This is a genomic window from Mycobacterium sp. HM-7, assembly GCF_053852335.1.
In genome coordinates this window covers 1,885,927-1,907,227 of sequence record NZ_CM132657.1, presented here as the reverse complement: position 1 = coordinate 1,907,227, position 21,301 = coordinate 1,885,927, and the positions used below count along the sequence as shown (strand labels likewise).

The window sequence follows — 21,301 nt, the reverse complement described above, 5'->3', positions numbered from 1 at the left end:
GCCGGGCGGTAATCGCATGGCGCACGCGGTCATAGCCATCGCGGGCTCGTCGGGACTCATCGGCTCCGCACTGGTGTCGGCGCTCCGTGCCACCGACCATCGGGTGGTGCGCATCGTGCGCCGTCAACCAGCCAACGCCGACGAGGTCTACTGGAACCCCGACGCCGGCGACTTCGACTGGCGCGCACTGCATGACGTCGACGCCGTCGTCAACCTGTGCGGGGTGAGCATCGGATCCCGCCGGTGGTCAGGGGCGTTCAAGCAGAGCCTGCGCGACAGTCGCATCGGCCCCACCGAGGTGCTGACCGACGCCGTCGTCGACGCCGGGGTCCCGGTGCTCATCAACGCCAGTGCCGTTGGCTTCTACGGCGATACACGGGACCGGATCGCCGACGAGCAGTCCCCTGCCGGCGCCGGTTTCCTGGCCCGGCTCTGCCTGGACTGGGAGGCCGCCACCCGGCCGGCGGCCGACGCGGGTGTCCGCGTCGTGCTCGCGCGCACCGGCCTGGTGCTGGCGCCGGCGGGCGGCATGCTGGCCCGGCTGCGTCCCGTCTTCGGGCTCGGGCTTGGTGCGCGGCTGGGCAGCGGGCGCCAGTACATGCCGTGGATCACGCTCGAGGACGAGGTGCGGGCCCTGTTGTTCGCGCTGAATCACGACGACCTGTCCGGGCCGCTGAACTTGACGGGCCCGGCACCGGTGACCAACGGTGAGTTCACCGAGGCGCTGGGACGGGCACTGCACCGCCCCACCCCGCTGCTGATGCCGGGTTTCGCGCTGCGGGCGGCGCTCGGCGAGTTCGCCGAGGAAGGCCTGCTCGGCGGCCAGCGCGCGATCCCGGCCGCGCTTGAGGACGCCGGTTTCGAGTTCCACCAGCGGACCATCGGCGAGGCGCTGTCGTACGTCACCGCCCCCAACGCAGCCTGAGTCCGGCAGGGGTAGCGTCAGTTCGGTGACGATCCGATCTGCCGGCGGCCCGATCGACGTGCGCCGCCTGGGCACCATCGACTACAACGACGCCTGGGAACTCCAGCGCGAACTCGCCGCCGCCCGCTCCGACGAGCGCGGCAACGACACGCTGCTGCTGCTCGAGCACCCGCCCGTGTACACCGCCGGCCGTCGCACCGAACCGCACGAGCGCCCGACCGACGGCACGCCCGTGATCGACACCGACCGCGGCGGCAAGATCACCTGGCATGGCCCCGGACAGCTGGTGGGCTACCCGATCGTCGGCCTGGCGCAGCCGCTCGACGTGGTGAAATTCGTTCGGCTGCTTGAAGATGCGCTGATGTCGGTGTGCGCCGAACTCGGCCTGGAGACCATCCGGGTGGACGGCCGGTCCGGCGTCTGGCTGGCGGCCGACGGGCTGCGGCCCGAACGCAAGATCGCCGCCATCGGCATCCGCGTCGCCCGTGGCACGACGCTGCACGGCTTCTCCCTGAACTGCAACTGCGACCTGGGCGCGTTCGGTGGCATCGTGCCGTGCGGCATCGCCGACGCGGGTGTGACGTCGCTGACGAAGGAGCTGGGCCGAGAGGTCACACCCGGGGACGTCATCGACCGGGTGGCCGCCGCGGTGTGCTCGGCACTCGGGGCGGCCGTCGGCACCCCCTACACCGCACTAACATCGACACCATGAGTGTGGATCCCGGTAACCGCAAGCTGCTCCGCCTGGAGGTCCGCAACGCGGAGACGCCGATCGAGCGCAAGCCGCCGTGGATCAAGACCAAACTCAAGATGGGCCCCGAATACAAAGACCTCAAGAGCCTGGTCAAACGCGAGGGTCTGCACACGGTGTGCGAAGAGGCCGGCTGCCCCAACATCTACGAATGCTGGGAAGACCGCGAGGCCACCTTCCTCATCGGCGGCGAGCAGTGCACCCGCCGCTGCGACTTCTGCCAGATCGACACCGGCAAGCCCGCAGACCTGGACCGTGACGAACCCCGCCGGGTCGCCGAGAGCGTGCAGACCATGGGCCTGCGCTACTCCACGATCACCGGTGTGGCCCGCGACGATCTGCCCGACGGCGGCGCCTGGCTCTACGCCGAGACGGTTCGCCAGATCCACGAGCTCAATCCGAACACCGGCGTCGAACTGCTGGCACCCGACTTCAACGGCGTGCCCGAATTGCTCGAAGAGGTCTTCGACTCGCGCCCAGAAGTGTTCGCGCACAACGTGGAAACGGTGCCGCGCATCTTCAAGCGCATCCGCCCGGCCTTCCGCTACGAGCGCAGCCTGGGCGTGCTCACCGCCGCCCGCGACTACGGCCTGGTGACCAAGAGCAACCTGATCCTGGGGATGGGCGAGACGCCCGAGGAAATCCGCGTGGCCCTGCAGGACCTGTACGACGCCGGATGCGACATCGTCACCATCACCCAGTACCTGCGTCCGTCGCCGCGGCACCACCCCGTCGAGCGGTGGGTGCGGCCGGAGGAATTCGTCGAGCACCAGCAGTTCGCGGAGGGTCTCGGGTTCGCCGGTGTGCTGGCCGGACCGCTGGTCCGGTCGTCCTACCGGGCCGGGAAGCTGTACGCCCAGGCTGCCCGGTTACGCCCACCGGTTTCCTGAATCTATCCTGGTGGCATGGCAAAGACCACCAATCCTGCCGCTGTGAAGGCCGCGAAGGCCGAGGCGAAGGCGGCCCGCAAGGCCGCCTCGAAGCAGCGCCGCGCCCAGCTCTGGCAGGCGTTCCAGATTCAGCGCAAAGAGGACAAGCGGCTCCTGCCGTACATGATCGCCGCGTTCGTCCTCATCGTGGCTCTCGGCGTCGGCATGGCCGTGTACTCGGACAGCATCTTCACGTGGGTGACGCTGCCCATCCTCGGTGTGTTGCTCGGCGGCCTGGTCGCGTTCATCATCTTCGGCCGGCGGGCGCAGAAGTCGGTCTACAGCAAGGCTGACGGCCAGACCGGCGCCGCGGCCTGGGCGCTGGACAACATGCGCGGCCAGTGGCGGGTCACGCAGGGCGTCGCCGCGACCGGCAGCTTCGACGCCGTGCACCGCGTGGTCGGCCGCCCGGGTGTGATCTTCGTCGGCGAGGGTTCGCCGCAGCGCCTGAAACCGCTTCTGGCGCAGGAGAAGAAGCGCACCGCTCGACTGGTCGGCGAGGTGCCGATCTACACCGTCGTGGTCGGCAACGAAGAGGACCAGGTGCCGCTGTCCAAACTGGAACGGCACCTGACGAAGCTGCCCGCCAACATCACCACCAAGCAGATGGACGCGCTGGAATCCCGGCTGGCCGCCCTCGGTTCGAAGCTGGGCCCCGGCGGTCTGCCCAAGGGCCCGCTGCCCGCAGGAGCCAAGATGAAGGGCATGCAGCGCACCGCCCGTCGCAAGTAGGGATTTGTGCACGATGATCCGCGGTCGGCGCGGATTTTCGTGCACAAATCACCGTGGTCAGCGGCGCAGGACGGCGGTGTTGGTCAGCCGGTCCTGCAGCCCGCGGCCGTCGGCGTCGGTCAGTAGCGCCGGCACGGCCAGCAGCACCAGCAGCATGCGCACGAAGGCCCGGCCGAGTCCGACGTACTGGCTCCGGCCGACCGATACGACGCGCAGTCCCAGCACGAACTGGCCCGGGGTGAAGGTGAACAGGCGCACCGACACGGTGCCGACGACGACCCAGGCGATCATCGCGGGCGTGCCGTGCCAGACGTATTGATATTCGTATTCGCTGAGCCCGCCGAACACCACGCTCAGGGTGCCGAGGCCGTAGCAGATCAGCCAGTCCACCAACAGCGCGGCGAATCGACGGCCGAATCGCGCGAGGGAACCGGGGCCGGATTCCGGCAGCCCAAGGGCTTTACCGGGATATGTGGAGTCATCAACGGGGCGCTGCGATTCAGGCCCGGACAGCCATGAACCGAGCCGAAATCCATCTGCACCGGACATGCTGTCAGGATAGGCGTGCGCGTTCGTTCAACCGAACCGCGTTGGGGACGGTCCGCGATTCAGAAACAGACGATCGCGTAACGTCCGCGAAACATACGGTTGATTGGCGTGCAACATCGTGTCCCTAGGTTCAACCGCGGGTAACACCAGTAAAGGAGATCACTTACGTGGCAGAAAAGACGTCTGACGACATTTTCAAGCTGATCAAGGACGAGAACGTCGAGTACGTCGACATTCGCTTCTGCGATCTGCCTGGTGTTGTCCAGCACTTCTCGATCCCGGCTTCGGCTTTCGACGAGAGCGTTTTCGAAGACGGCCTCGCGTTCGACGGTTCATCCGTGCGCGGCTTCCAGTCGATCCACGAATCCGACATGATGCTGCTGCCGGATGCCAACACCGCGCGCATCGACCCGTTCCGCGCCGCGAAGACGCTGAACATGAACTTCTTCGTGCACGACCCGTTCACGCGCGAGGCCTACTCCCGCGACCCGCGTAACGTCGCACGCAAGGCCGAGAACTACCTGGCCAGCACCGGCATCGCCGACACCTGTTACTTCGGCGCCGAGGCCGAGTTCTACATCTTCGACTCGGTGGCGTTCGACTCCAAGATCAACGGCACCTTCTACGAGGTCGACTCCGAGTCGGGCTGGTGGAACACCGGCGAGCCCTTCGAGGCCGACGGCTCCGCCAACCGCGGCTACAAGGTCCGCCCCAAGGGTGGCTACTTCCCCGTCGCGCCGTACGACCACTACGTCGACCTCCGCGACGACATGTCGACCAACCTGATCAACTCCGGCTTCACCCTGGAGCGCGGCCACCACGAGGTCGGCACCGCCGGCCAGGCCGAGATCAACTACAAGTTCGACACGCTGCTGGCCGCGGCCGATGACGTGCTGCTGTTCAAATACATCATCAAGAACACCGCATGGCAGAACGGCAAGACCGTCACCTTCATGCCGAAGCCGCTGTTCGGCGACAACGGCTCGGGTATGCATGCCCACCAGTCGCTGTGGAAGGACGGCAAGCCGCTGTTCCACGACGAGTCCGGCTACGCGGGCCTGTCCGACATGGCGCGCCACTACATCGGCGGCATCCTGCACCACGCCCCGTCGCTGCTGGCGTTCACCAACCCGACGGTGAACTCCTACAAGCGTCTGGTGCCGGGCTATGAGGCCCCAATCAACCTGGTGTACAGCCAGCGCAACCGCTCGGCGTGTGTGCGTATCCCGATCACCGGCAACAACCCGAAGGCCAAGCGCCTCGAGTTCCGCTGCCCGGACAGCTCGGGTAACCCGTACCTGGCCTTCTCGGCGATGCTCATGGCCGGTATCGACGGCATCAAGAAGAAGATCGAGCCCATGGCTCCGATCGACAAGGACCTCTACGAGTTGCCGCCGGACGAGGCCGCCAACATCCCGCAGGCCCCGACCTCGCTGGCTGCCGTCATCGACCGCCTCGAGCAGGATCACGACTACCTCACCGAGGGCGGCGTGTTCACCGAGGACCTGATCGAGACCTGGATCTCGTACAAGCGGGAGAACGAAATCCTGCCGGTGCAGATTCGCCCTCACCCGTACGAGTTCTCGCTCTACTACGACTGCTGAGTCGCGGACGCACAACTGCCCCTCTCCTCCCGGAGAGGGGCAGTTTGCATCTGCGCCCAGTCAGGCGGGCAACCGGTCCAGCAGCCGGCCCATGGAATCGAGGAACGCGTTGTAACCGTGCTCGAGCGCGGCGCGGTCCTCGGCGGGCCAGCCGGGCGTCTGCTGCGCCAGGGTCGGTTCGGTGCCGCCGTCGACGGGCCGCAGCGTCACCGTGACCGGCAGGCGCTCCGGGTTGTCGGGTTCATCGGTCAGGTCGAACACCACGCGGTGCGGCGGATCGAGTTCGAGGAAGCTGCCCACCCACAGGTCCTGCGGTGCGTCGAAGGTCCGAACGAGGGTCACCGAATCGGTCATGCGTCTCCACCGCCGAAATTCACGCCAGGCACCAACCCGATGACGGTCCGATAACGCGGCCGCGCACGGCGGCTCGCAACCGTGCGGCCGGTCGTACCGTCGGTCCATGACGACTCGACTGGACACTCGGCTCTCCGCGCAGGCCCCCGCTGTCATCAGCTTGTTCCGCATCGTCATGGGTTTCCTCCTGACGATCCACGGCGCCCAGAAACTGTTCGCCTGGCCCGTCGGCATGCCGAACAAGGCCGGCGAGCTCGTCGGCGCCGCGGTCCCGGTGGGCACCTGGCCGTTCTGGTACGGCGGTCTCATCGAGTTCGTCGTCGGCCTGCTGATCCTCACCGGCTTGTTCACCCGGATCGCGGCCTTCATCGCCTCCGGCGAGATGGCCTTCGCCTATTTCACCCAGCACCAGCCGAATGGCCTGCTGCCCATCGAAAACGGCGGTGAACTCGCCGTGGTGTACTGCTTCGGCTTCTTCCTGCTGGTCTTCATCGGTGGCGGCGCGTACGCAGTGGATGCGTTGCGCCGAAAAGGCTGACGCACATCGGCGCCGGGGCTCGACGCACCCTAGGATCGACCCATGGCTCAGCTGGACATCGAATCCCGCCTCGACACTGTCGCCCCCCTCGTCCTGTCCGTCTTCCGGATAGTCATCGGCTTCCTGTTCGCGCTCCATGGCGCCACCACGCTGTTCAAGTGGCCCGTCGATACCGCACCCGGCATGGCCGCGCCTGCCTTCGGTAGCTTCCCGGGCTGGTACGCCGGTGCGATCGAACTGATCGTCGGCATCCTGATCTTCACCGGCCTGGCCACCCGCATCGCCGCCTTCATCGGTTCCGGCGAAATGGCTTTCGCCTATTTCATGGAGCACCAGCCGCACGGCCTGCTGCCCATCGCCAACGGCGGCGAGCCCGCGGTCCTCTACTGCTTTGCGCTGTTCCTGCTGGTGTTCACCGGCGGTGGAGCGCTCTCCCTGGACGCGCTACGGAAACGCTAGCTAGCCGTCGAGCCCCAGGTCCGCGCGAAAGCGCTTGAGTCCGTTGATCTTCTCGTCCAGCGTGGCCTGCGGACCGCTGTAGAACATCCAGGGCATCGTGACGTTGCCCGTGATGCCGGCCTCCGCGGCGCGCTCGAAATGCTCCGGCAGGTAGGCATCGGACAACGGCGTCAGAATCTCGAAACGCTCGAGCGGTAAACCGTTTTCGACGCGCAGCTCGCGCACCCGGGTGGCCGCGATGATGGCCTGCTCCAACGTGATCAGGTCGCCGATCCAGCCGTCGTGGCGCGCGGCCCGGCGCAGGGCGATCTCGCTGAGCCCGCCGACGTAGATGGGCACCGGCGGCGGTGTGGGCTCCATTTCCAGCCGCGGCACCTGGTAGAACTCGCCGTCGAACGACGTCCACCCTGGCTGCCAGAGCTGCCGGATCAGCTGCAGCATCTCGTCGGTACGTTTGCCGCGGCGCTCGAAAGCCTGCCCCATCAAAGCGAATTCGTCGGCGCACCAGCCCACGCCGACACCGAACTCGACCCGGCCGCCGGACAGACAGGCCGCGGTCCCGACGGACTTCGCGACCGAGAACGGATCGCGCATGCCCGGGATGTACACCGTGGTCACGAATTTCACGCGGCTGGTCACCTGCGCCAGCGCGCCGACCAGCACCCACGGATCGGGCCAGTGCGTGAACGGCTGCCAGCGCCGCTGCCCGTCGGGCGTGTACGGGTATGGCGTGCTCAGCGTCTCCAGGTTCACCACGTGATCCGGGATCGCGATGCCGTCGTAGCCGAGTTCATCTGCGGCCCGGGCGATCTCGACCAGCTCGTTGATATCGAGGAAGGCCAGGGAGACGTAGAACTTCACCCGCGCGCCCATTGCGGGCGGATGAAGATGCCGTCGGCTTCGACGGTGACGCCCTCGGCGTCCGAAAGGGTGCCCCGCGCAAAGGTCTTGACGCCGTCGGTGCGGTCCACCCAGGCCTCGGCCCGGACCCGCCCCAGCGGGGTGCCGCGCAGATAGCGCACGGTGATGGTGCCCGTGAAATGCGGCTTGGTCAGCCGGGCGCTGGCCACCTCGCCGAGCAGCTGATCCAGCACCATGGCACAGATTCCGCCGTGCACGAGGCCGGGCGGACCTTCGTAGGGCAGCCCCAGGTCGAACTGCGCCCAGCAGCGGCCGTCCGGACCGTCGTCATGGGTGATGCCCATGGGTGGGGCGATGGCGTTGCGCAGCCCCACAGTCGGATTGGCGTAAGACAGCGGACGGCCGGTGTCGGCGAGCCGCACAATCGAGGGCACCGGCTTTTCCACCGCAAGAAGTTTGTCCACGATCGCTTCGATCTCGGCCTGCGCATCGGCGAGGGTCGCCGCATCGACCCCGGTACGAATCCCGGCATCGATCAGCTTGCGGACCGCATCGGTGAACGGCTCGTACACGGCGCACTGGCGCTGGTACTCCTCGGCGGTGATCACGTCGAAGGAGGAACTACCAATTGCCTCTGTCACGCTGCTTACTCCCCAAACACTTTGCGCACCACGGTTTTGGCACGACGAGTCACGCGCAGATAGTTGTCCAGAAAGGCGCCGCCGTCACCGCTCGGCCAGCCGGCGGCCACCGCGACGGCGTTGAGCTGACGGCCCGGACCGGGCAGCTGGTCGGTGGCCTTGCCGCGCACGAGCACCAGGGCGTTGCGCGCGCGGGTGGCAGTCAGCCAGGCTTGACGCAGGATGTCCGCTTCGTCGCCCTCGATCAGCTGGGCCGCTTCGATGGCATCAAGCGCTTCCAGCGTCGAGGTGTTGTGCAGCGTGGGAACCTTGGGCGCATAACGTAATTGGAGCAGCTGCACGGTCCACTCCACGTCGGCCAGGCCACCGCGGCCCAACTTCGTGTGGGTGTTCGGGTCGGCGCCGCGGGGCAGCCGCTCGGCGTCGACCCGGGCCTTGATCCGCCGGATTTCTCGAACCGCGTCCGCCGAGACGCCGTCGGCCGGGTACCGGGTCTTGTCGGCCATCAGCAGGAACCGCTCGCCGAGTTCCAGATCGCCCGCCACCCGGTGGGCCCGCAGCAGAGCCTGAATCTCCCACGGCTGCGCCCACTGCGCGTAGTACGTCTCATACGACGCCAAAGTCCGCACCAGCGAGCCGTTTCGCCCTTCGGGACGTAGTCCGGCATCGACCTCGAGCGGCGGATCACTACTGGGCTGCCCCAACAGCGTTCGCACCTGCTCGGCGACTCCGATCGCCCAGCGCACCGCGGCGGATTCGTCCACCCCGGCCGCACCCTCGACGGGTTCGCACACGAACATCACATCCGCGTCCGAGCCGTAGCCCAGTTCGCCGCCGCCGAGCCGGCCCATGCCGATGACGGCGATGCGCGCCAGCGGACCGCCGGGTCCCGAGCGGGCCCGGGTCACGGCATCGAGGGCAGCCTGCAGCACCGCCACCCACACCGACGTCAGCGCCTTGCAGACATCGACGACGGAGAGCAGCCCCAGCAGGTCGGCCGAGGCCACCCGGGCCAGCTCACGACGACGCAGCGTGCGTGCGGCGGCGATGGCCCGGGCCGGGTCGGCATGCCGCCCGGCCGAGGCGACCAGCGCGCGGAAGACCGCATCCGGTTCCACCTCAAGCAGTTTCGGCCCTTGCGGACCGTCTGCGTACTGCTGGAGGACCTCCGGCGCCCGCATCAGCAGTTCCGGTACATAGGCCGAGGTGCCGAGCACCCGCATCAGCCGCTTGGCGACGGCGCCCTCGTCGCGCAGCGTGGACAGGAACCAGCGCTGGTCCCCGAGTTCCTCGCTGATCCGCCGGTACGCCAACAGGCCCGCGTCGGGGTCCGGGGTGTCCGACAGCCAGTCCAGCAGCGTCGGCAACAGCACCTGCTGCACCGTGCCACGGCGCCCGCTCGCACTCGTCAAAGCGGCCAGGTGCGTCAGGGCGCTCTGCGGTCCTTCGTAACCCAGTGCGGCCAACTGCCTTTCGGCCGCGGCGGTGGTCAGGCTCGGACCGAAGTGGCTCCCCACTTCCAGCAGCGGCTGGTAGAAGAGCTTGGCGTGCAGCCGGGACACCCGCATGTTCTGCCGCTTCAGGTCCTCGCGCAGCACCCCGAGCGCATCGTGCTGACCGTCGGGCCGGATGTGCGCCGCCCGCGCGAGCCAGCGCCACGCTTCGTCGTCGCCGTCCTCGGGCAGCAGGTGGGTCCGCTTGAGCCGCTGTAGTTGCAGCCGGTGCTCCAGCAGCCGCAGAAACTCATAGGACGCAGTGAGATTCGCGGTGTCGTCGCGACCGATGTAACCACCGGAGCCGAGCGCCGCCAATGCGTCGACCGTCGAGGCGACATGCAGGGAATCGTCGTTGCGGCCGTGCACCAGCTGCAGCAGCTGCACCGCGAACTCGACGTCCCGGAGGCCGCCCTTGCCCAATTTCAGTTCCCGCGTCCGCACCCCGGCGGGCACCAGTTCCTCGACGCGGCGGCGCATCGCCTGCACATCGGACACGAAATCCTCGCGGTCACAAGCGGCCCAGACCATCGGCATCAGCGCGTCGATGTACTGCTCGCCCAGCTCGGCATCGCCGACGGCCGCCCGGGCCTTCAGCAGCGCCTGGAATTCCCAGGTCTTGGCCCAGCGCTGGTAGTACGCGACATGCGACTCCAGGGTGCGCACCAGTTGACCGGCTTTGCCCTCTGGCCGCAGTGCGGCATCGACCTCGAAGAAGGTCTCACCGGCGAATCGCATCATCTCGCCGGCCACCCGGGTGGTCACCGAATCCGCCGCCTCGGCCACGAAGATGACGTCCACGTCGCTGACGTAATTCAGTTCGCGCGCACCGCATTTGCCCATGGCGATGACGGCGAGCCGGGGTCCGGCCTCATCGCCACACACCGTGCGGGTCGCGACGACCAAGGCCGCCCCGAGCGCCGCATCGGCCAGGTCGGACAGGTGCTCGCCCACCTCGACGTACGGCAGCACCGGCTCGTTCTCGACGGTCGGCGCGACGTCCAGCGCGGCCAGCACCAGGATGCGGTCGCGGTAGTAGGTCTGCAATACCGCGGAAGCCGTTGGCGTACCGGCGACTTCGGCCGCCAACCGCTCGAAGTCGTCGAGCAGCTCGGCACGGGACGGCAGCGTGATGTCACCGTGCAGCAGTCGCCACGAAAGGGGGTGTGCCACCAGGTGATCGCCCAGGGCCAGCGAGGAGCCCAGGACGGCGAACAGCCGACCCCGGAGCGCCGTGTCGGTCACCAGTAGCGTGCTGAGTTCGGCCCAGTCACCTTCGAGGGCGTCCGCTATCCGCACGATGGCGCGCAGCGCGCTGTCGGCGTCAGGGGCACGCGACAGCGACCACAACAACGGGACGTGCGCGTCGGTCGTCCAGCCGAGCCGGTCCAGATCCGCCCGAGCCGAAGGCGTCACCAATCCGAGGCGCCCGACGCTGGGCTGTGTGGGGCGCTGCGTCGCGGGGTTGGGCACCACCCGACGTTAGCGCACCTTCAGGCCATCACAGAGACAGGTATTCCTTGAGCTCGAACGGTGTCACATGGCTGCGGTAGGACTCCCACTCACTGCGCTTGTTGCGCAGGAAGTAGTCGAAGACGTGCTCCCCCAAGGCCTCGGCGACGAGTTCGGACTTCTCCATCTCGCCGAGCGCCACACCCAGGCTGCCGGGCAGCTCCTTGTAGCCCATCGCGCGACGTTCCTCGGGCGTGAGGTTCCAGACGTTGTCCTCGGCCTGCGGCCCGAGCTCGTAGCCCTTCTCGATGCCGCGCAGACCGGCGGCCAGCAGCACCGCGAACGCCAGGTACGGGTTGCATGCCGAGTCGGGGCTGCGCACCTCGATACGGCGCGACGACGCCTTGCGCGGCGTGTACATCGGAACCCGGACCAGGGCGGAGCGGTTGGCGGCGCCCCACGACGCGGCCGTCGGCGCCTCGCCGCCGTGCACCAGCCGCTTGTAGGAGTTCACCCACTGGTTGGTGACGGCGCTGATCTCGCTGGCGTGGGTCAGGATGCCGGCGATGAAGGACTTGGCGACGTCCGACAGCTGCAGCGGATCGTCGGCGCTGTGGAAGGCGTTGGTCTCGCCCTCGAACAGGCTCATGTGGGTGTGCATCGCCGAGCCCGGGTACTGGCTGAACGGCTTGGGCATGAACGTGGCGCGCACACCTTCGTTGAGCGCGACTTCCTTGACCAGGTAGCGGAAGGTCATGACGTTGTCGGCCATCGACAGGGCATCGGCATAGCGCAGGTCGATCTCCTGCTGGCCGGGCGCGCCCTCGTGGTGGCTGAACTCGACCGAGATGCCCATGGACTCCAGCGCGTCGATGGCGTGCCTGCGGAAGTTTGGCGCCGAGTCGTGCACGGCCTGGTCGAAGTAGCCGCTGTTGTCGGCCGGGACCGGCACCGAGCCGTCGTTGGGGCCGGGCTGCAGCAGGAAGAACTCGATCTCCGGGTGCACGTAGCAGGAGAAGCCCAGATCGCCGGCCTTGGACAGCTGACGGCGCAGCACATGGCGCGAATCCGCCCAGGACGGCGAACCGTCGGGCATGGTGATGTCGCAGAACATGCGGGCCGAGTAGTGCTTGCCGGCGCTCTTGGTGGTCCACGGCAGCACCTGGAACGTGGACGGATCCGGGCGGGCCACCATGTCGGCTTCCGAGACGCGGGCGAAGCCTTCGATGGCGGATCCGTCGAAGCCGATGCCCTCTTCGAAGGCGCCCTCCAGCTCGGCCGGCGCGATCGCCACGGACTTGAGGTATCCGAGCACGTCGGTGAACCACAGCCGGACAAAGCGAATGTCGCGTTCTTCCAGCGTGCGCAACACGAATTCCTTCTGGCGATCCATGTCCGCAGCGTAGGCAGCAGCTGTTAAATCCGTGTTACCAAGTGGACTCTGTTCGGCATGTTTCGCTGGTGAGACGCTCAGGTCAGCACCGCAATCCGGCCGCCGGCAGCACAGATTGGGTCAGGAACGCCACCACGGCCGTGTCGACACAGCGGTTGCCGCTGAAGACCACCGTGTGCTGGGTGCCCTCGTAACTGATCAGCGACGCGCCCAGTTCCTGCGCCAGGTTCACCCCGGCCTGGTACGGCGTGGCCGGGTCATGCGTCGTGGATACGACGACGACCTTGCCCGGACCGGGCGACGCCGGCGTGTGGGGACGGGAGGTGGCGGGCACCGGCCACATGGCACAGACGTCGCGCGGCGCGTAGCCGGTGTACTGGCCGTAGCTCATGAACGGCGCGAGCTGACGCGCCCGCTGGTCGGCGGCCGCCCAGGTCGCGGGATCGGTCGGGAAAGGCGCGTCGACGCACCGGATCGCGGTGAACGCGTCCTGCAGCGGCGCGTAGCGCCCGTTCTGATCACGGTGCTGATAATCGTCGGCCAGCAGCAGTAGGTCACCGGCATCGCCGCCGCGTTGCAGTCCGAGCAGCCCGCTGGTCAGGAACTTCCAGTACTTCTTCGTGTAGAGCGCGTTGATGGTGCCGGTGATCGCGTCGGAGTAGCTCAGGCCGCGCGGATCGGACGTCAGGCCCGGGCGCACGGCGAGCGGATTGACCAGCTGCTGGTATCGCGCCACGGACTGCGTCGGGTCGGTACCCAGCGGGCAGCCGGGTGACTGCGCGCAGTCCGCCGCATAGTCGTTGAAAGCCGTTTGGAATCCGGCCAGTTGGAGCAGGTTCTCGGTGACCGGATCGGCATTGGGGTCGACGGCACCGTCGAGCACCATGGCGCGCACCCGGTCCGGGAACCGTTCGGCGTACGCCGCCCCCAGCTCGGTGCCGTATGAGAAGCCCAGATAGTTGATCTGCGGTTCCCCGAGCGCGGCCCGCACGACGTCCATATCCCTTGCCGCCGAGGCGGTTCCGACGTTGGCCAGGAAGCTGCTGCCCATCTGCTGCAGGCAGTCCTGCGCCGTGCGCGCGCTGACGGCTTCGATGTGCGCCACCCCGGCGGGGCTGTAGTCGACCATCGGGTCGCGCCGGTTGGCGTCGAACTGGGCGTCGCTGCGGCACCGCAGTGGCGGCGTCGAATGCCCCACGCCACGCGGGTCGAAACCGACCAGATCGAAGCTGCGGCCGATCTCGGTGTCGGCCAGGACGGCGCCCATGCCGGCGACGGTGTTCACGGCCGACGCTCCCGGACCACCCGGATTGACCAGCAGGACACCCAGCCGCTGGCCAGAAGCCGGGACCCGGATGACGGCCAGCTTCGCTTGCGGCCCTTGCGGATTCGCGTAATCGACGGGGACGCTGATGTTGGCGCACCGTGCTGTCGGCAGGTCCGTGGTGTCACCGATGAACGGTTCGCAGCTGCTCCAGGCCGGCGCCTGTTCGTAGAAGGACTGCAGGGATTCGGGGGCCGCATGCGCGACCGATCCCGGCGCGGCGCTGATGGCCACCAGCAATCCGACGACCCCTACCGCACACCGTCGTCCCCGACTGCCCGCCCGCAACATGGCAAACATGGTCGCACGGCGCGCAGCTGTGTCGAAGCCTGGTTCCGGAGGGAGACAACCCGGCAATCAGACGGTGACCGAACAGTTATCTCGCGGCGGCACTCGACTTTTCGCGACTCAGCATTTCGCGCCGGCGTCCGGCATGGTCCCGTTGACCAGATAGCTGGCGGCGTGGTCGTCGACGCAGCCGTTGCCCTGGAACACCACGGTGTGCTGGGTACCGTCGAACGTCAGGAGACTGCCACCGAGTTCCTTGGCCAGGTCCACACCGGCCTGGTACGGCGTCGCCGGGTCGTGGACCGTCGACACCACCAGCGTGGGTGCCAGGCCCTTGACCGAAATCTCGTGGGGCTTGGACGTCGCCGGCACCGGCCAGAAGGCGCAGGTGCCCAGCGGGGCGTCGCCGGTGAACTGGCCGTAGCTCATGAACGGCGCCACCTCGCGGGTGCGCTTGTCCTCGGCGATGACCTTGGTGCGGTCGGTGATCGGCGGCTCGTCGACACAGTTGACCGCCACGCGGGCGTCGGTCGAGTTGTCGTAGTGGCCGTCGGCATCGCGGCCCATGTAAGCGTCCGCGAGTCGCAGCATGATGTCGCCGTGGCCGTCCTTGAGCTCACTCAGGCCGGCGGTCAGGTCCTTCCACATGGCCGGTGAGTAGAGCGGCAGGATGGTGCCGACCAACGCGTCGCTGTAGCTCAGGCCGCGCGGATCCTTTGTGGCAGCAGGCTTCTGGACCAGTGGGTCGACCAGGCTGTGGTAGACGTCGTTGACCTTGGCCGGGTCGGTGCCCAGCGGACAGTCCGGGCTGGTCGCACAGTCGGCGGCGTAGTTGTTGAACGCGGTCTGGAACGCGGCGGCCTGGTTGATGTCGGCCTCGATCGGATCCGCGTTGGGGTCGACGGCGCCGTCGAGGATCATCGAGCGCACCTTGTCCGGGTAGTCCTCGGCGTACTGCGCGCCGATCCGGGTGCCGTACGAGTAACCCAGGTACGTCAGCTTGTCGTCGCCGAGCGCGGCCCGGATGGCATCCAAATCCTTGGCGACATTGGCGGTTCCGACGTTCTCGAGGAAGTCCTTGCCCATCTTGTCGACGCAGCGCTGCACGAACTCCTTGGTCTGGGATTCGATGTGCGCGACACCGGCCGGCGAGTAATCGACCTGCGGATCAGCGCGCTGGCGGTCGTTGTCGGCGTCGGAGTTGCACCACACCGCGGGCTTGGAGGAACCGACGCCGCGGGGGTCGAAGCCGACGAGGTCGAAGCGCTGACGCACCGAGTCGGGAATGTTGTTCAGCAGCGACACCGCCGCGCTGACGCCGGACTCCCCCGGTCCGCCGGGGTTGATCACCAGGGAACCGATCTTGTCGCCGGTCGCCTTGATCCGCAGCAGCGCCAGCTGCGCGACGTCGCCGTCGGGCTTGCTGTAGTCGACGGGCACCGACAGCATCGCGCACTCGGCCCCCTTCGGGATGCGCGACTGGGAGTCCGGGGACGTGGTCTGGCACGGCGACCACTGCAGGGGCGCACCCGGCTTCGGCACCGCGCGAATCGCGCGTCCATCGATCACCGTGCTGCATCCCGTCGCCAGCACCAGGACCATTGCTGCGGCGAGGCTCCCCCGTCTGAGGTTCATGGTCGACCATGGTGCCATGAGCGCTGGTCTGACCTGATGAGGGCGTTGCCGCGCGGCGTCAGACGGTGGCGGCGGCAACCAGCTCCTCCAGTGCGCCGGCGAATTCGTCGGCCATGTCCCAGAGGTCCGGGACGAGCTCGGGACAGGAGATCAGGCCGACGTCCAGCCTCCCGGCCAGGGACATCACGGTGATGTTCAGCCCGGACCCGTGGAACAGCGGGCCCAGCGGGTACATCGCCTTGACCTCGGCGCCGAGCATGTACAGCGGATCCTGCGGACCGGGCACGTTCGAGACGACGAGGTTGTGCACCGGCTTGGCCTCCGCCAGGCCGGTCGCCGCGAACACGCGCATCGCGGCCCCGAAGACCGACGGCGCGGCGAACTGCGACCAGTCCTGCAGCAGCGTCGCGCTGATCGCCGAACTGTGTTGTTTGGCAACGGTGCTCGAGTCGGCGATCGCCCGGAGCCGCTCGGCGGGGTCTTCGATGGTGGTCTCGAGCTTGGCGAACATGCCGGACACCTGGTTGCGGCCGGGACGGTCGGATTTGCCGTGCACCGACACCGGGCACATGGCCACGAGCGTGGACTCCGGCAGTGCGTCACGCTCGGCCAGGTAGCGGCGCAGCGCCCCGGCCACCAGGGCCAGCACCACGTCGTTGACCTTGACGTGGAAGTGGTTCTTGACGGTCTTGATGTCGTCGAGATCCAGCTGGGCGAAAGCCACATTGCGGTGCGCGGTGACGTTGACGTTGAAGGCGGTCTTCGGGGCGGCGAAGGGAGCCGCCATGGTCAGTCCCTTGGCCGCGCGGCGGACGGTGTCGATGACGGTGGTCGCCGTGGAGGGCAGCACGTTGGCCAGTTTGAGCGGGCGGGTGAAGTACTTGACCGCGCCGCCCACCGCGATCTCGAGTTCGGATGCGGTGCCGCTGCCCGCGACGGGCTCGGGCGCCGGCGCGTCCGGCTCGAGGGTGCACAGCTGCGACATCAGGTTGGCGCCCGTGATCCCGTCGATCCCGGCATGGTGCATCTTGACCATGACGGCCAGCCGGCCGCCGTTGTGTGCGTCCGTTCCGGCGATGTTCTCGATCACCCACATCTCCCACAGCGGGCGGCTCCGGTCGAGCTGCAGCGCCGCGATGTGCCCGCAGATCTCGGAGAGCTCCACCCGGCCACCCGGGGACGGCAGCCCGATCCGGTGCATGTGCCGGTCGATGTCGAAATCCGGGTCCTCCACCCACACGGGGTGGTCGAGGTTCAGGGGCGAGTCGGCCAGTTTCTCGCGGAACTCGGGCATGGCCGCGATGCGCTCGCTGAGCATCTGGCGCATCTTGTCGAAGGTGTAGCCGCCCGGAATGGTGGCGGCGTCGAGTTCCAGCACCGAGCACACGTGCAGGGGCTGCACCGCGGTCTCCAGATAGAGAAAGCTGGCGTCGAGGCCGCTGAGCCGTTGGTATCCGGGCATGGCCGTGATCGTAGGCGGCACCCCTGAACCAATGTGAGGCATTCCACTTCACGTGTCGTTCACCTAGGGGGTCCGGTGGTGGCAGACTTGACCCTGTCAAACGTCCCGGGGACCCAGATGGGCCTCGAGGTTCGAACCGACCAACACATTTGAGGACGACGATGTCTGATCAGGTTTACGGCGCTGCCCCGGAGTCTGTCTGTAGCACCCCGCGCACCAAAGTCCGTACCCACCACCTCGCCAAATGGAAGGCCGAAGGCCACAAGTGGGCGATGCTCACGGCCTACGACTATTCCTCGGCCCGTATTTTCGACGATGCCGAGATTCCCGTTCTGCTGGTCGGCGATTCCGCGGCCAACGTGGTCTACGGCTACGACACCACCCTGCCCATCACCATCGACGAGCTGATCCCCCTGGCCCGTGCGGTGGTCAAGGGCGCCCCGCACGCGCTGGTGGTCGCCGACCTGCCGTTCGGCAGCTACGAAGAAGGCCCGCGCCAGGCTCTCGCCACCGCGACGCGCTTCATGAAGGAAACCGGCGCGCACGCGGTCAAGCTGGAGGGCGGTGAGCGGATGGTCGAGCAGATCGCCGCGCTGACCCAGGCCGGTATCCCCGTCGTGGCACACATCGGTTTCACCCCGCAGAGCGTCAACGGGCTGGGCGGCTTCCGCGTCCAGGGCCGCGGCGATGCCGGTGACCAGACCATCCACGACGCCATCGCCGTGGCCGAGGCCGGCGCGATCGCCGTCGTCCTCGAGATGGTGCCGGCCGAGCTGGCCACCCAGATCACCGGCAAGCTGACCATCCCGACCGTCGGCATCGGCGCCGGAGCCAACTGCGACGCGCAGGTGCTGGTGTGGCAGGACATGGCGGGTATGACGAGCGGCAAGACGGCCAAGTTCGTCAAGCGCTTCGGCGACGTCGGGGCCGAATTGGGCCGTGCCGCACGGCAATACGCCGCCGAGGTGGCGTCCAGCGTGTTCCCCGCCGAGGAACACTCCTACTGAGCACGAGTGTGAGGGCTGTGCACGCTGATCCGCGAAAACGCGTGCGCAGCCCTCACACTCGTCGTTAGGCGCTCGGGTCTGATATTCGGCTCAGCCGAATGCCGGCTTGCGCTTGCCGACGAACGCGCCGACACCCTCTTTGCCGTCGGCCGACGACGCACACTTGGCGATCAGCCGGCCTTCGCGTTCCAGCTGGGTCTCGTAGTCGGCGCCGTAGGTGGTCAGTAGCAGCTGCTTGACCGCGGCGTTCGAGCCGCCGGCCTGCGTGGCGACCTCGGCGGCCAGCGCGTCCAGCGCGGCGGTCAGCTCGGCGTCGGGCACGACGCGCGTGACCAGGCCCCAGTCGGCGGCCTCGGTCGCGGTGAGCACGCGGTTGGTGATCATCAGTTCCTGCGTGCGACGCAGGCCGATCAGCCGCGGCAGCACGTACGACGATCCGCCGTCGGGGCTCAGGCCGGCCTTGGTGTACGCCATGGTGAACGACGCGGACTCGGCTGCCAGCACCAGATCACCGGACACGCCCAGCGGGAAACCCGCGCCGGCCGCGACGCCGTTGACAGCGGTGATCAGCACGGCGTCCATGCGCGCGAACGTCGACATGGCGCGGTGCAGGTCGTCGGCGATCCCCTTGACGAACGCACCCGGATCAGCGGCGGCGGCCATGGCCTTGAGGTCGCCGCCGGCGCAGAAGAACCGGCCGGCACCGGTCAGGGTGACGACCTTCACGGCCGGGGTGTCGCACAACACGGCGGCCGCCGCCAGGTCGCGGGTGAGGGCGTCGTTCATGCCGTTGGCCGCCTGGGGCCGGTCGAGCACGATATTCACGACGGCACCGGACTGGGCGAACTTCAGTGTCTCGAATTCGGTCACGGGTCAAGACGTTATCGGCAGCAGATGCCGCGTCGCGATGTGGCACGCTGATGGCAGCGTTGGTACTGCCCGTCCCGGGTCGCAAATGAAGGTGAACATGGCCGCTGGCAAGCGTAAACCGTCCCGCCACACCGAGATTGAACGCAAGTTCGCGGTGAGCGACAGCACGGTATCCCCGTCGTTCGACGGATTGTCCGCCGTCAGCAGCGTCGAGCAACTTCCCGTCGCGCACCTCGACGCGGTGTACTTCGACACCCCGGACCACGATCTGGCGGCACACAAGATCACCCTGCGCCGCCGCACCGGCGGCACCGACGCGGGCTGGCATCTGAAGCTGCCCGCCGGTCCCGACGCACGCACCGAGGTGCGGCTGCCGATCACCGCGGCGCGCGAGAGCGTGCCCGACGAACTGCGTGACATCGTGCTGGCGATCGTGCGCGACCGCCCGCTGCAACCCGTCGCACGGATCGAAACCGAGCGCACCGTCTCCATGCTGCACGGCCCCGACGACGCCGAGCTGGCCGAATTCTGCGACGACCGCGTGACCGCCACGGCGGGCGAATCCCTGCAGACCTGGCGCGAGTGGGAGCTGGAACTGGTCGGTGCCGGTTCGGAGGAGGCCGACTCGGGCCCCGAACTGCTCGACCGACTGGCCAACCGGCTCTTCGACGCGGGCGCGCAGCCCGCCGGGCACGGCTCCAAGCTGGCCAAGGTGCTCGCCGCGGCCCGGGGCGAGGACGCCCCGCAGCCGGCCCCCGAGCCGACGGACAAGGTGCACCGCGCCATCGCGGCGCACGTGTCCGAACTGATCGACTGGGATCGTGCGGTCCGCGCCGACACCTACGATTCGGTGCACCAGATGCGGGTCACCATCCGCAAGATCCGCAGCCTGCTGCAGGAGACCGGCAATCTGGGTGACCGCGAGTGGGTGCTCGAGGAGCTGAAGCTGCTGGCCGCGGTACTGGGCACGGCGCGGGACGCCGAAGTGCTCGCACAGCGGTACGACGACGCGTTGAAGGGGCTCGCGCCGGAGCTGGTGCGTGGGCAGGTGCGCGAGCGACTGGTCGACGGCTCGCAGCGGCGTTACCAGTCCGGGCTGCGCCGGTCGCTCACGGCCATGCGGTCGGAGCGCTACTTCCACCTGCTCGACGCACTCGATGCGATCGTCGTCGACAACACCCAGCCGGCCACCGCGGAGGAGGAAGCCCAGCCGGTGACCGTTGCCGGCGCCTACCGCCGGGTCCGCAAGTCGGTGCGCCGGGCCGAGGCCGCGGAGGCCACCGGCGCCGAGGACAGCGAGGAGGCGCTGCACCGAATCCGGAAGGGCGCCAAGCGTCTTCGTTACACGGCCGCGGCCATGGGCGAAGCGAAGGTCGCTGACTGCGCCAAGGACATCCAGACGCTGCTCGGTGATCACCAGGACAGTTACGTCAGCCGCGGGCATCTGGTGCAGCAGGCCGAGGCGGCGCACGCCGCGGGTGAGGACTCCTTCACCTACGGCATCCTGTACCAGCAGGAGGCCGAGGTCGCCGAGTACGCCCGGCTGCAACTGGATGCCTCGCTCAAGGCGCTCGGCCGCGCCATGGGCAAGGTCAAGAAGTAGCGGGGCGGACGAGCTGGCCTGTAAGCCGGATTCTGTTCCCCGCCACCATCACTGGTGGTGGGGCGGCGACCATCCATCTGGGCACACCGTCGCCGGGTGCCTCAAGCGGCCTACCCGCAGGCTCGGGCGAGCAGCCCTCGGGCACCTGCGCAACCGCAACCAGGTTGCGGCCTTCTTGGCCTTGCTTCGGGTGGGGTTTACCTAGCCACTCCGGTCACCCGGAATGCTGGTGCGCTCTTACCGCACCGTTTCACCCTTACCGTCTGAACCCCAGGGCTTCGCCCTGAGACCCAGTCGGCGGTCTGTTTTCTGTGGCACTGTCCCGCGAGTCACCTCGGATTGCCGTTAGCAATCACCCTGCTCTGTGAAGTCCGGACTTTCCTCGAAACCTCTCGGTCCCGCGGCCGCCCGGCCAACTCGTCCGCGCCGAT

General features: G+C 68.0%; 19 protein-coding genes and 1 other RNA gene. 9 read left to right on the top strand and 11 right to left on the bottom strand.

The annotated features are described in order from the left end of the window. Positions 1-16: 16 nt before the first annotated feature. From ACWW1C_RS09135 to ACWW1C_RS09120, 4 genes are read left to right on the top strand one after another with little or no spacing between them, the layout of a single operon-like run. Positions 17-925, top strand: a complete 909-nt coding sequence (locus tag ACWW1C_RS09135) for a TIGR01777 family oxidoreductase (RefSeq protein ID WP_455983131.1) — start codon at positions 17-19, stop codon at positions 923-925. 25 nt (positions 926-950) lie between these two features. Continuing rightward, complete coding sequence (gene lipB / locus ACWW1C_RS09130) at positions 951-1,637, top strand: lipoyl(octanoyl) transferase LipB (protein ID WP_455983130.1); 687 nt, start codon at positions 951-953, stop codon at positions 1,635-1,637. After that, on the top strand, positions 1,634-2,566 hold the full coding sequence (lipA, locus tag ACWW1C_RS09125) for a lipoyl synthase (protein ID WP_455983129.1): 933 nt from the start codon (positions 1,634-1,636) through the stop codon (positions 2,564-2,566). Before lipB ends, lipA begins: the two co-directional genes overlap by 4 nt. A 15-nt stretch (positions 2,567-2,581) precedes the next feature. Further along, complete coding sequence (locus tag ACWW1C_RS09120; RefSeq protein WP_455983128.1) at positions 2,582-3,337, top strand: DUF4191 domain-containing protein; 756 nt, start codon at positions 2,582-2,584, stop codon at positions 3,335-3,337. Positions 3,338-3,394: 57 nt separating this feature from the next. On the opposite strand, the gene ACWW1C_RS09115 is transcribed toward ACWW1C_RS09120, so the two are convergent. Continuing rightward, a complete protein-coding gene (locus ACWW1C_RS09115; RefSeq protein ID WP_455983127.1) occupies positions 3,395-3,886 on the bottom strand; it encodes an RDD family protein in 492 nt (163 codons plus the stop codon). Between the two features lie 167 nt (positions 3,887-4,053). Between ACWW1C_RS09115 and glnA (ACWW1C_RS09110) the strand changes: the two genes are divergently transcribed. Further along, on the top strand, positions 4,054-5,490 hold the full coding sequence (gene glnA, locus ACWW1C_RS09110; protein ID WP_455983126.1) for a type I glutamate--ammonia ligase: 1,437 nt from the start codon (positions 4,054-4,056) through the stop codon (positions 5,488-5,490). A 60-nt stretch (positions 5,491-5,550) separates the two neighbouring features. On the opposite strand, the gene ACWW1C_RS09105 is transcribed toward glnA (ACWW1C_RS09110), so the two are convergent. Then, positions 5,551-5,844: an SRPBCC domain-containing protein gene (locus tag ACWW1C_RS09105; RefSeq protein WP_455983125.1), complete on the bottom strand. Its 294-nt coding sequence runs from the start codon at positions 5,842-5,844 to the stop codon at positions 5,551-5,553. Positions 5,845-5,950: 106 nt separating this feature from the next. Between ACWW1C_RS09105 and ACWW1C_RS09100 the strand changes: the two genes are divergently transcribed. Together ACWW1C_RS09100 and ACWW1C_RS09095 are read left to right on the top strand one after the other, a co-directional pair. Further along, a complete protein-coding gene (locus tag ACWW1C_RS09100) occupies positions 5,951-6,382 on the top strand; it encodes a DoxX family protein (RefSeq protein ID WP_455983124.1) in 432 nt (143 codons plus the stop codon). Between the two features lie 42 nt (positions 6,383-6,424). Beyond that, on the top strand, positions 6,425-6,841 hold the full coding sequence (locus ACWW1C_RS09095) for a DoxX family protein (RefSeq protein WP_455983123.1): 417 nt from the start codon (positions 6,425-6,427) through the stop codon (positions 6,839-6,841). Here ACWW1C_RS09095 and ACWW1C_RS09090 read toward each other — a convergent pair whose 3' ends face one another. The 7 genes from ACWW1C_RS09090 to ACWW1C_RS09060 form a co-directional block, all read right to left on the bottom strand. Beyond that, on the bottom strand, positions 6,842-7,702 hold the full coding sequence (locus ACWW1C_RS09090; RefSeq protein WP_455984207.1) for a TIGR03619 family F420-dependent LLM class oxidoreductase: 861 nt from the start codon (positions 7,700-7,702) through the stop codon (positions 6,842-6,844). It abuts the gene before it with no gap. Next, on the bottom strand, positions 7,699-8,343 hold the full coding sequence (locus ACWW1C_RS09085; protein ID WP_455983122.1) for a PaaI family thioesterase: 645 nt from the start codon (positions 8,341-8,343) through the stop codon (positions 7,699-7,701). The genes ACWW1C_RS09090 and ACWW1C_RS09085 overlap by 4 nt, the downstream gene beginning before the upstream one ends. Before the next feature lie 5 nt (positions 8,344-8,348). Further along, positions 8,349-11,309: a bifunctional [glutamine synthetase] adenylyltransferase/[glutamine synthetase]-adenylyl-L-tyrosine phosphorylase gene (locus ACWW1C_RS09080; protein WP_455983121.1), complete on the bottom strand. Its 2,961-nt coding sequence runs from the start codon at positions 11,307-11,309 to the stop codon at positions 8,349-8,351. Positions 11,310-11,337: 28 nt separating this feature from the next. Then, on the bottom strand, positions 11,338-12,681 hold the full coding sequence (gene glnA / locus ACWW1C_RS09075) for a type I glutamate--ammonia ligase (protein WP_455983120.1): 1,344 nt from the start codon (positions 12,679-12,681) through the stop codon (positions 11,338-11,340). Between the two features lie 82 nt (positions 12,682-12,763). Next, positions 12,764-14,305, bottom strand: coding sequence for an alpha/beta hydrolase (locus tag ACWW1C_RS09070; protein ID WP_455983119.1), 1,542 nt, complete (start codon positions 14,303-14,305; stop codon positions 12,764-12,766). Between the two features lie 108 nt (positions 14,306-14,413). Beyond that, a complete protein-coding gene (locus ACWW1C_RS09065; RefSeq protein ID WP_455983118.1) occupies positions 14,414-15,928 on the bottom strand; it encodes an alpha/beta hydrolase in 1,515 nt (504 codons plus the stop codon). A gap of 58 nt (positions 15,929-15,986) precedes the next feature. Beyond that, the gene (locus ACWW1C_RS09060; protein ID WP_455983117.1) at positions 15,987-17,390 is read right to left on the bottom strand and encodes a WS/DGAT/MGAT family O-acyltransferase; all 1,404 of its coding nucleotides are present in this window, start codon (positions 17,388-17,390) and stop codon (positions 15,987-15,989) included. Positions 17,391-17,551: 161 nt separating this feature from the next. Here ACWW1C_RS09060 and panB point away from each other — a divergent pair, with 161 nt between their 5' ends. Further along, positions 17,552-18,397 carry a 3-methyl-2-oxobutanoate hydroxymethyltransferase gene (panB, locus tag ACWW1C_RS09055; protein WP_455983116.1) on the top strand — a complete coding sequence of 282 codons (846 nt, stop codon included), beginning with the start codon at positions 17,552-17,554 and terminating at the stop codon, positions 18,395-18,397. A gap of 90 nt (positions 18,398-18,487) precedes the next feature. Here the strand turns inward: panB and ACWW1C_RS09050 are convergent, their stop codons facing one another. Next, complete coding sequence (locus ACWW1C_RS09050) at positions 18,488-19,267, bottom strand: enoyl-CoA hydratase/isomerase family protein (protein ID WP_455983115.1); 780 nt, start codon at positions 19,265-19,267, stop codon at positions 18,488-18,490. Positions 19,268-19,364: 97 nt separating this feature from the next. On the opposite strand from ACWW1C_RS09050, the gene ACWW1C_RS09045 reads away from it, so the two are divergent. Next, entirely contained in the window at positions 19,365-20,870 is a 1,506-nt protein-coding gene (locus ACWW1C_RS09045; RefSeq protein ID WP_455983114.1) for a CYTH and CHAD domain-containing protein, read from the top strand. A 5-nt stretch (positions 20,871-20,875) separates the two neighbouring features. On the opposite strand, the gene rnpB is transcribed toward ACWW1C_RS09045, so the two are convergent. Further along, positions 20,876-21,290: RNase P RNA component class A (gene rnpB, locus ACWW1C_RS09040), an RNA gene on the bottom strand. Positions 21,291-21,301 lie beyond the last annotated feature (11 nt).

Excerpts from the sequence above, each read along its gene's own strand:
- panB (WP_455983116.1), top strand. The coding sequence starts at position 17,552 with ATGTCTGATCAGGTTTACGGCGCTGCCCCGGAGTCTGTCTGTAGCACC.
- ACWW1C_RS09070 (WP_455983119.1), bottom strand. The coding sequence starts at position 14,305 with ATGTTTGCCATGTTGCGGGCGGGCAGTCGGGGACGACGGTGTGCGGTA.
- glnA (WP_455983120.1), bottom strand. The coding sequence starts at position 12,681 with ATGGATCGCCAGAAGGAATTCGTGTTGCGCACGCTGGAAGAACGCGAC.
- ACWW1C_RS09095 (WP_455983123.1), top strand. The coding sequence starts at position 6,425 with ATGGCTCAGCTGGACATCGAATCCCGCCTCGACACTGTCGCCCCCCTC.
- ACWW1C_RS09115 (WP_455983127.1), bottom strand. The coding sequence starts at position 3,886 with ATGTCCGGTGCAGATGGATTTCGGCTCGGTTCATGGCTGTCCGGGCCT.
- ACWW1C_RS09065 (WP_455983118.1), bottom strand. The coding sequence starts at position 15,928 with ATGAACCTCAGACGGGGGAGCCTCGCCGCAGCAATGGTCCTGGTGCTG.
- lipA (WP_455983129.1), top strand. The coding sequence starts at position 1,634 with ATGAGTGTGGATCCCGGTAACCGCAAGCTGCTCCGCCTGGAGGTCCGC.
- ACWW1C_RS09045 (WP_455983114.1), top strand. The coding sequence starts at position 19,365 with ATGGCCGCTGGCAAGCGTAAACCGTCCCGCCACACCGAGATTGAACGC.
- ACWW1C_RS09135 (WP_455983131.1), top strand. The coding sequence starts at position 17 with ATGGCGCACGCGGTCATAGCCATCGCGGGCTCGTCGGGACTCATCGGC.
- ACWW1C_RS09100 (WP_455983124.1), top strand. The coding sequence starts at position 5,951 with ATGACGACTCGACTGGACACTCGGCTCTCCGCGCAGGCCCCCGCTGTC.
- ACWW1C_RS09105 (WP_455983125.1), bottom strand. The coding sequence starts at position 5,844 with ATGACCGATTCGGTGACCCTCGTTCGGACCTTCGACGCACCGCAGGAC.
- ACWW1C_RS09060 (WP_455983117.1), bottom strand. The coding sequence starts at position 17,390 with ATGCCCGGATACCAACGGCTCAGCGGCCTCGACGCCAGCTTTCTCTAT.
- ACWW1C_RS09120 (WP_455983128.1), top strand. The coding sequence starts at position 2,582 with ATGGCAAAGACCACCAATCCTGCCGCTGTGAAGGCCGCGAAGGCCGAG.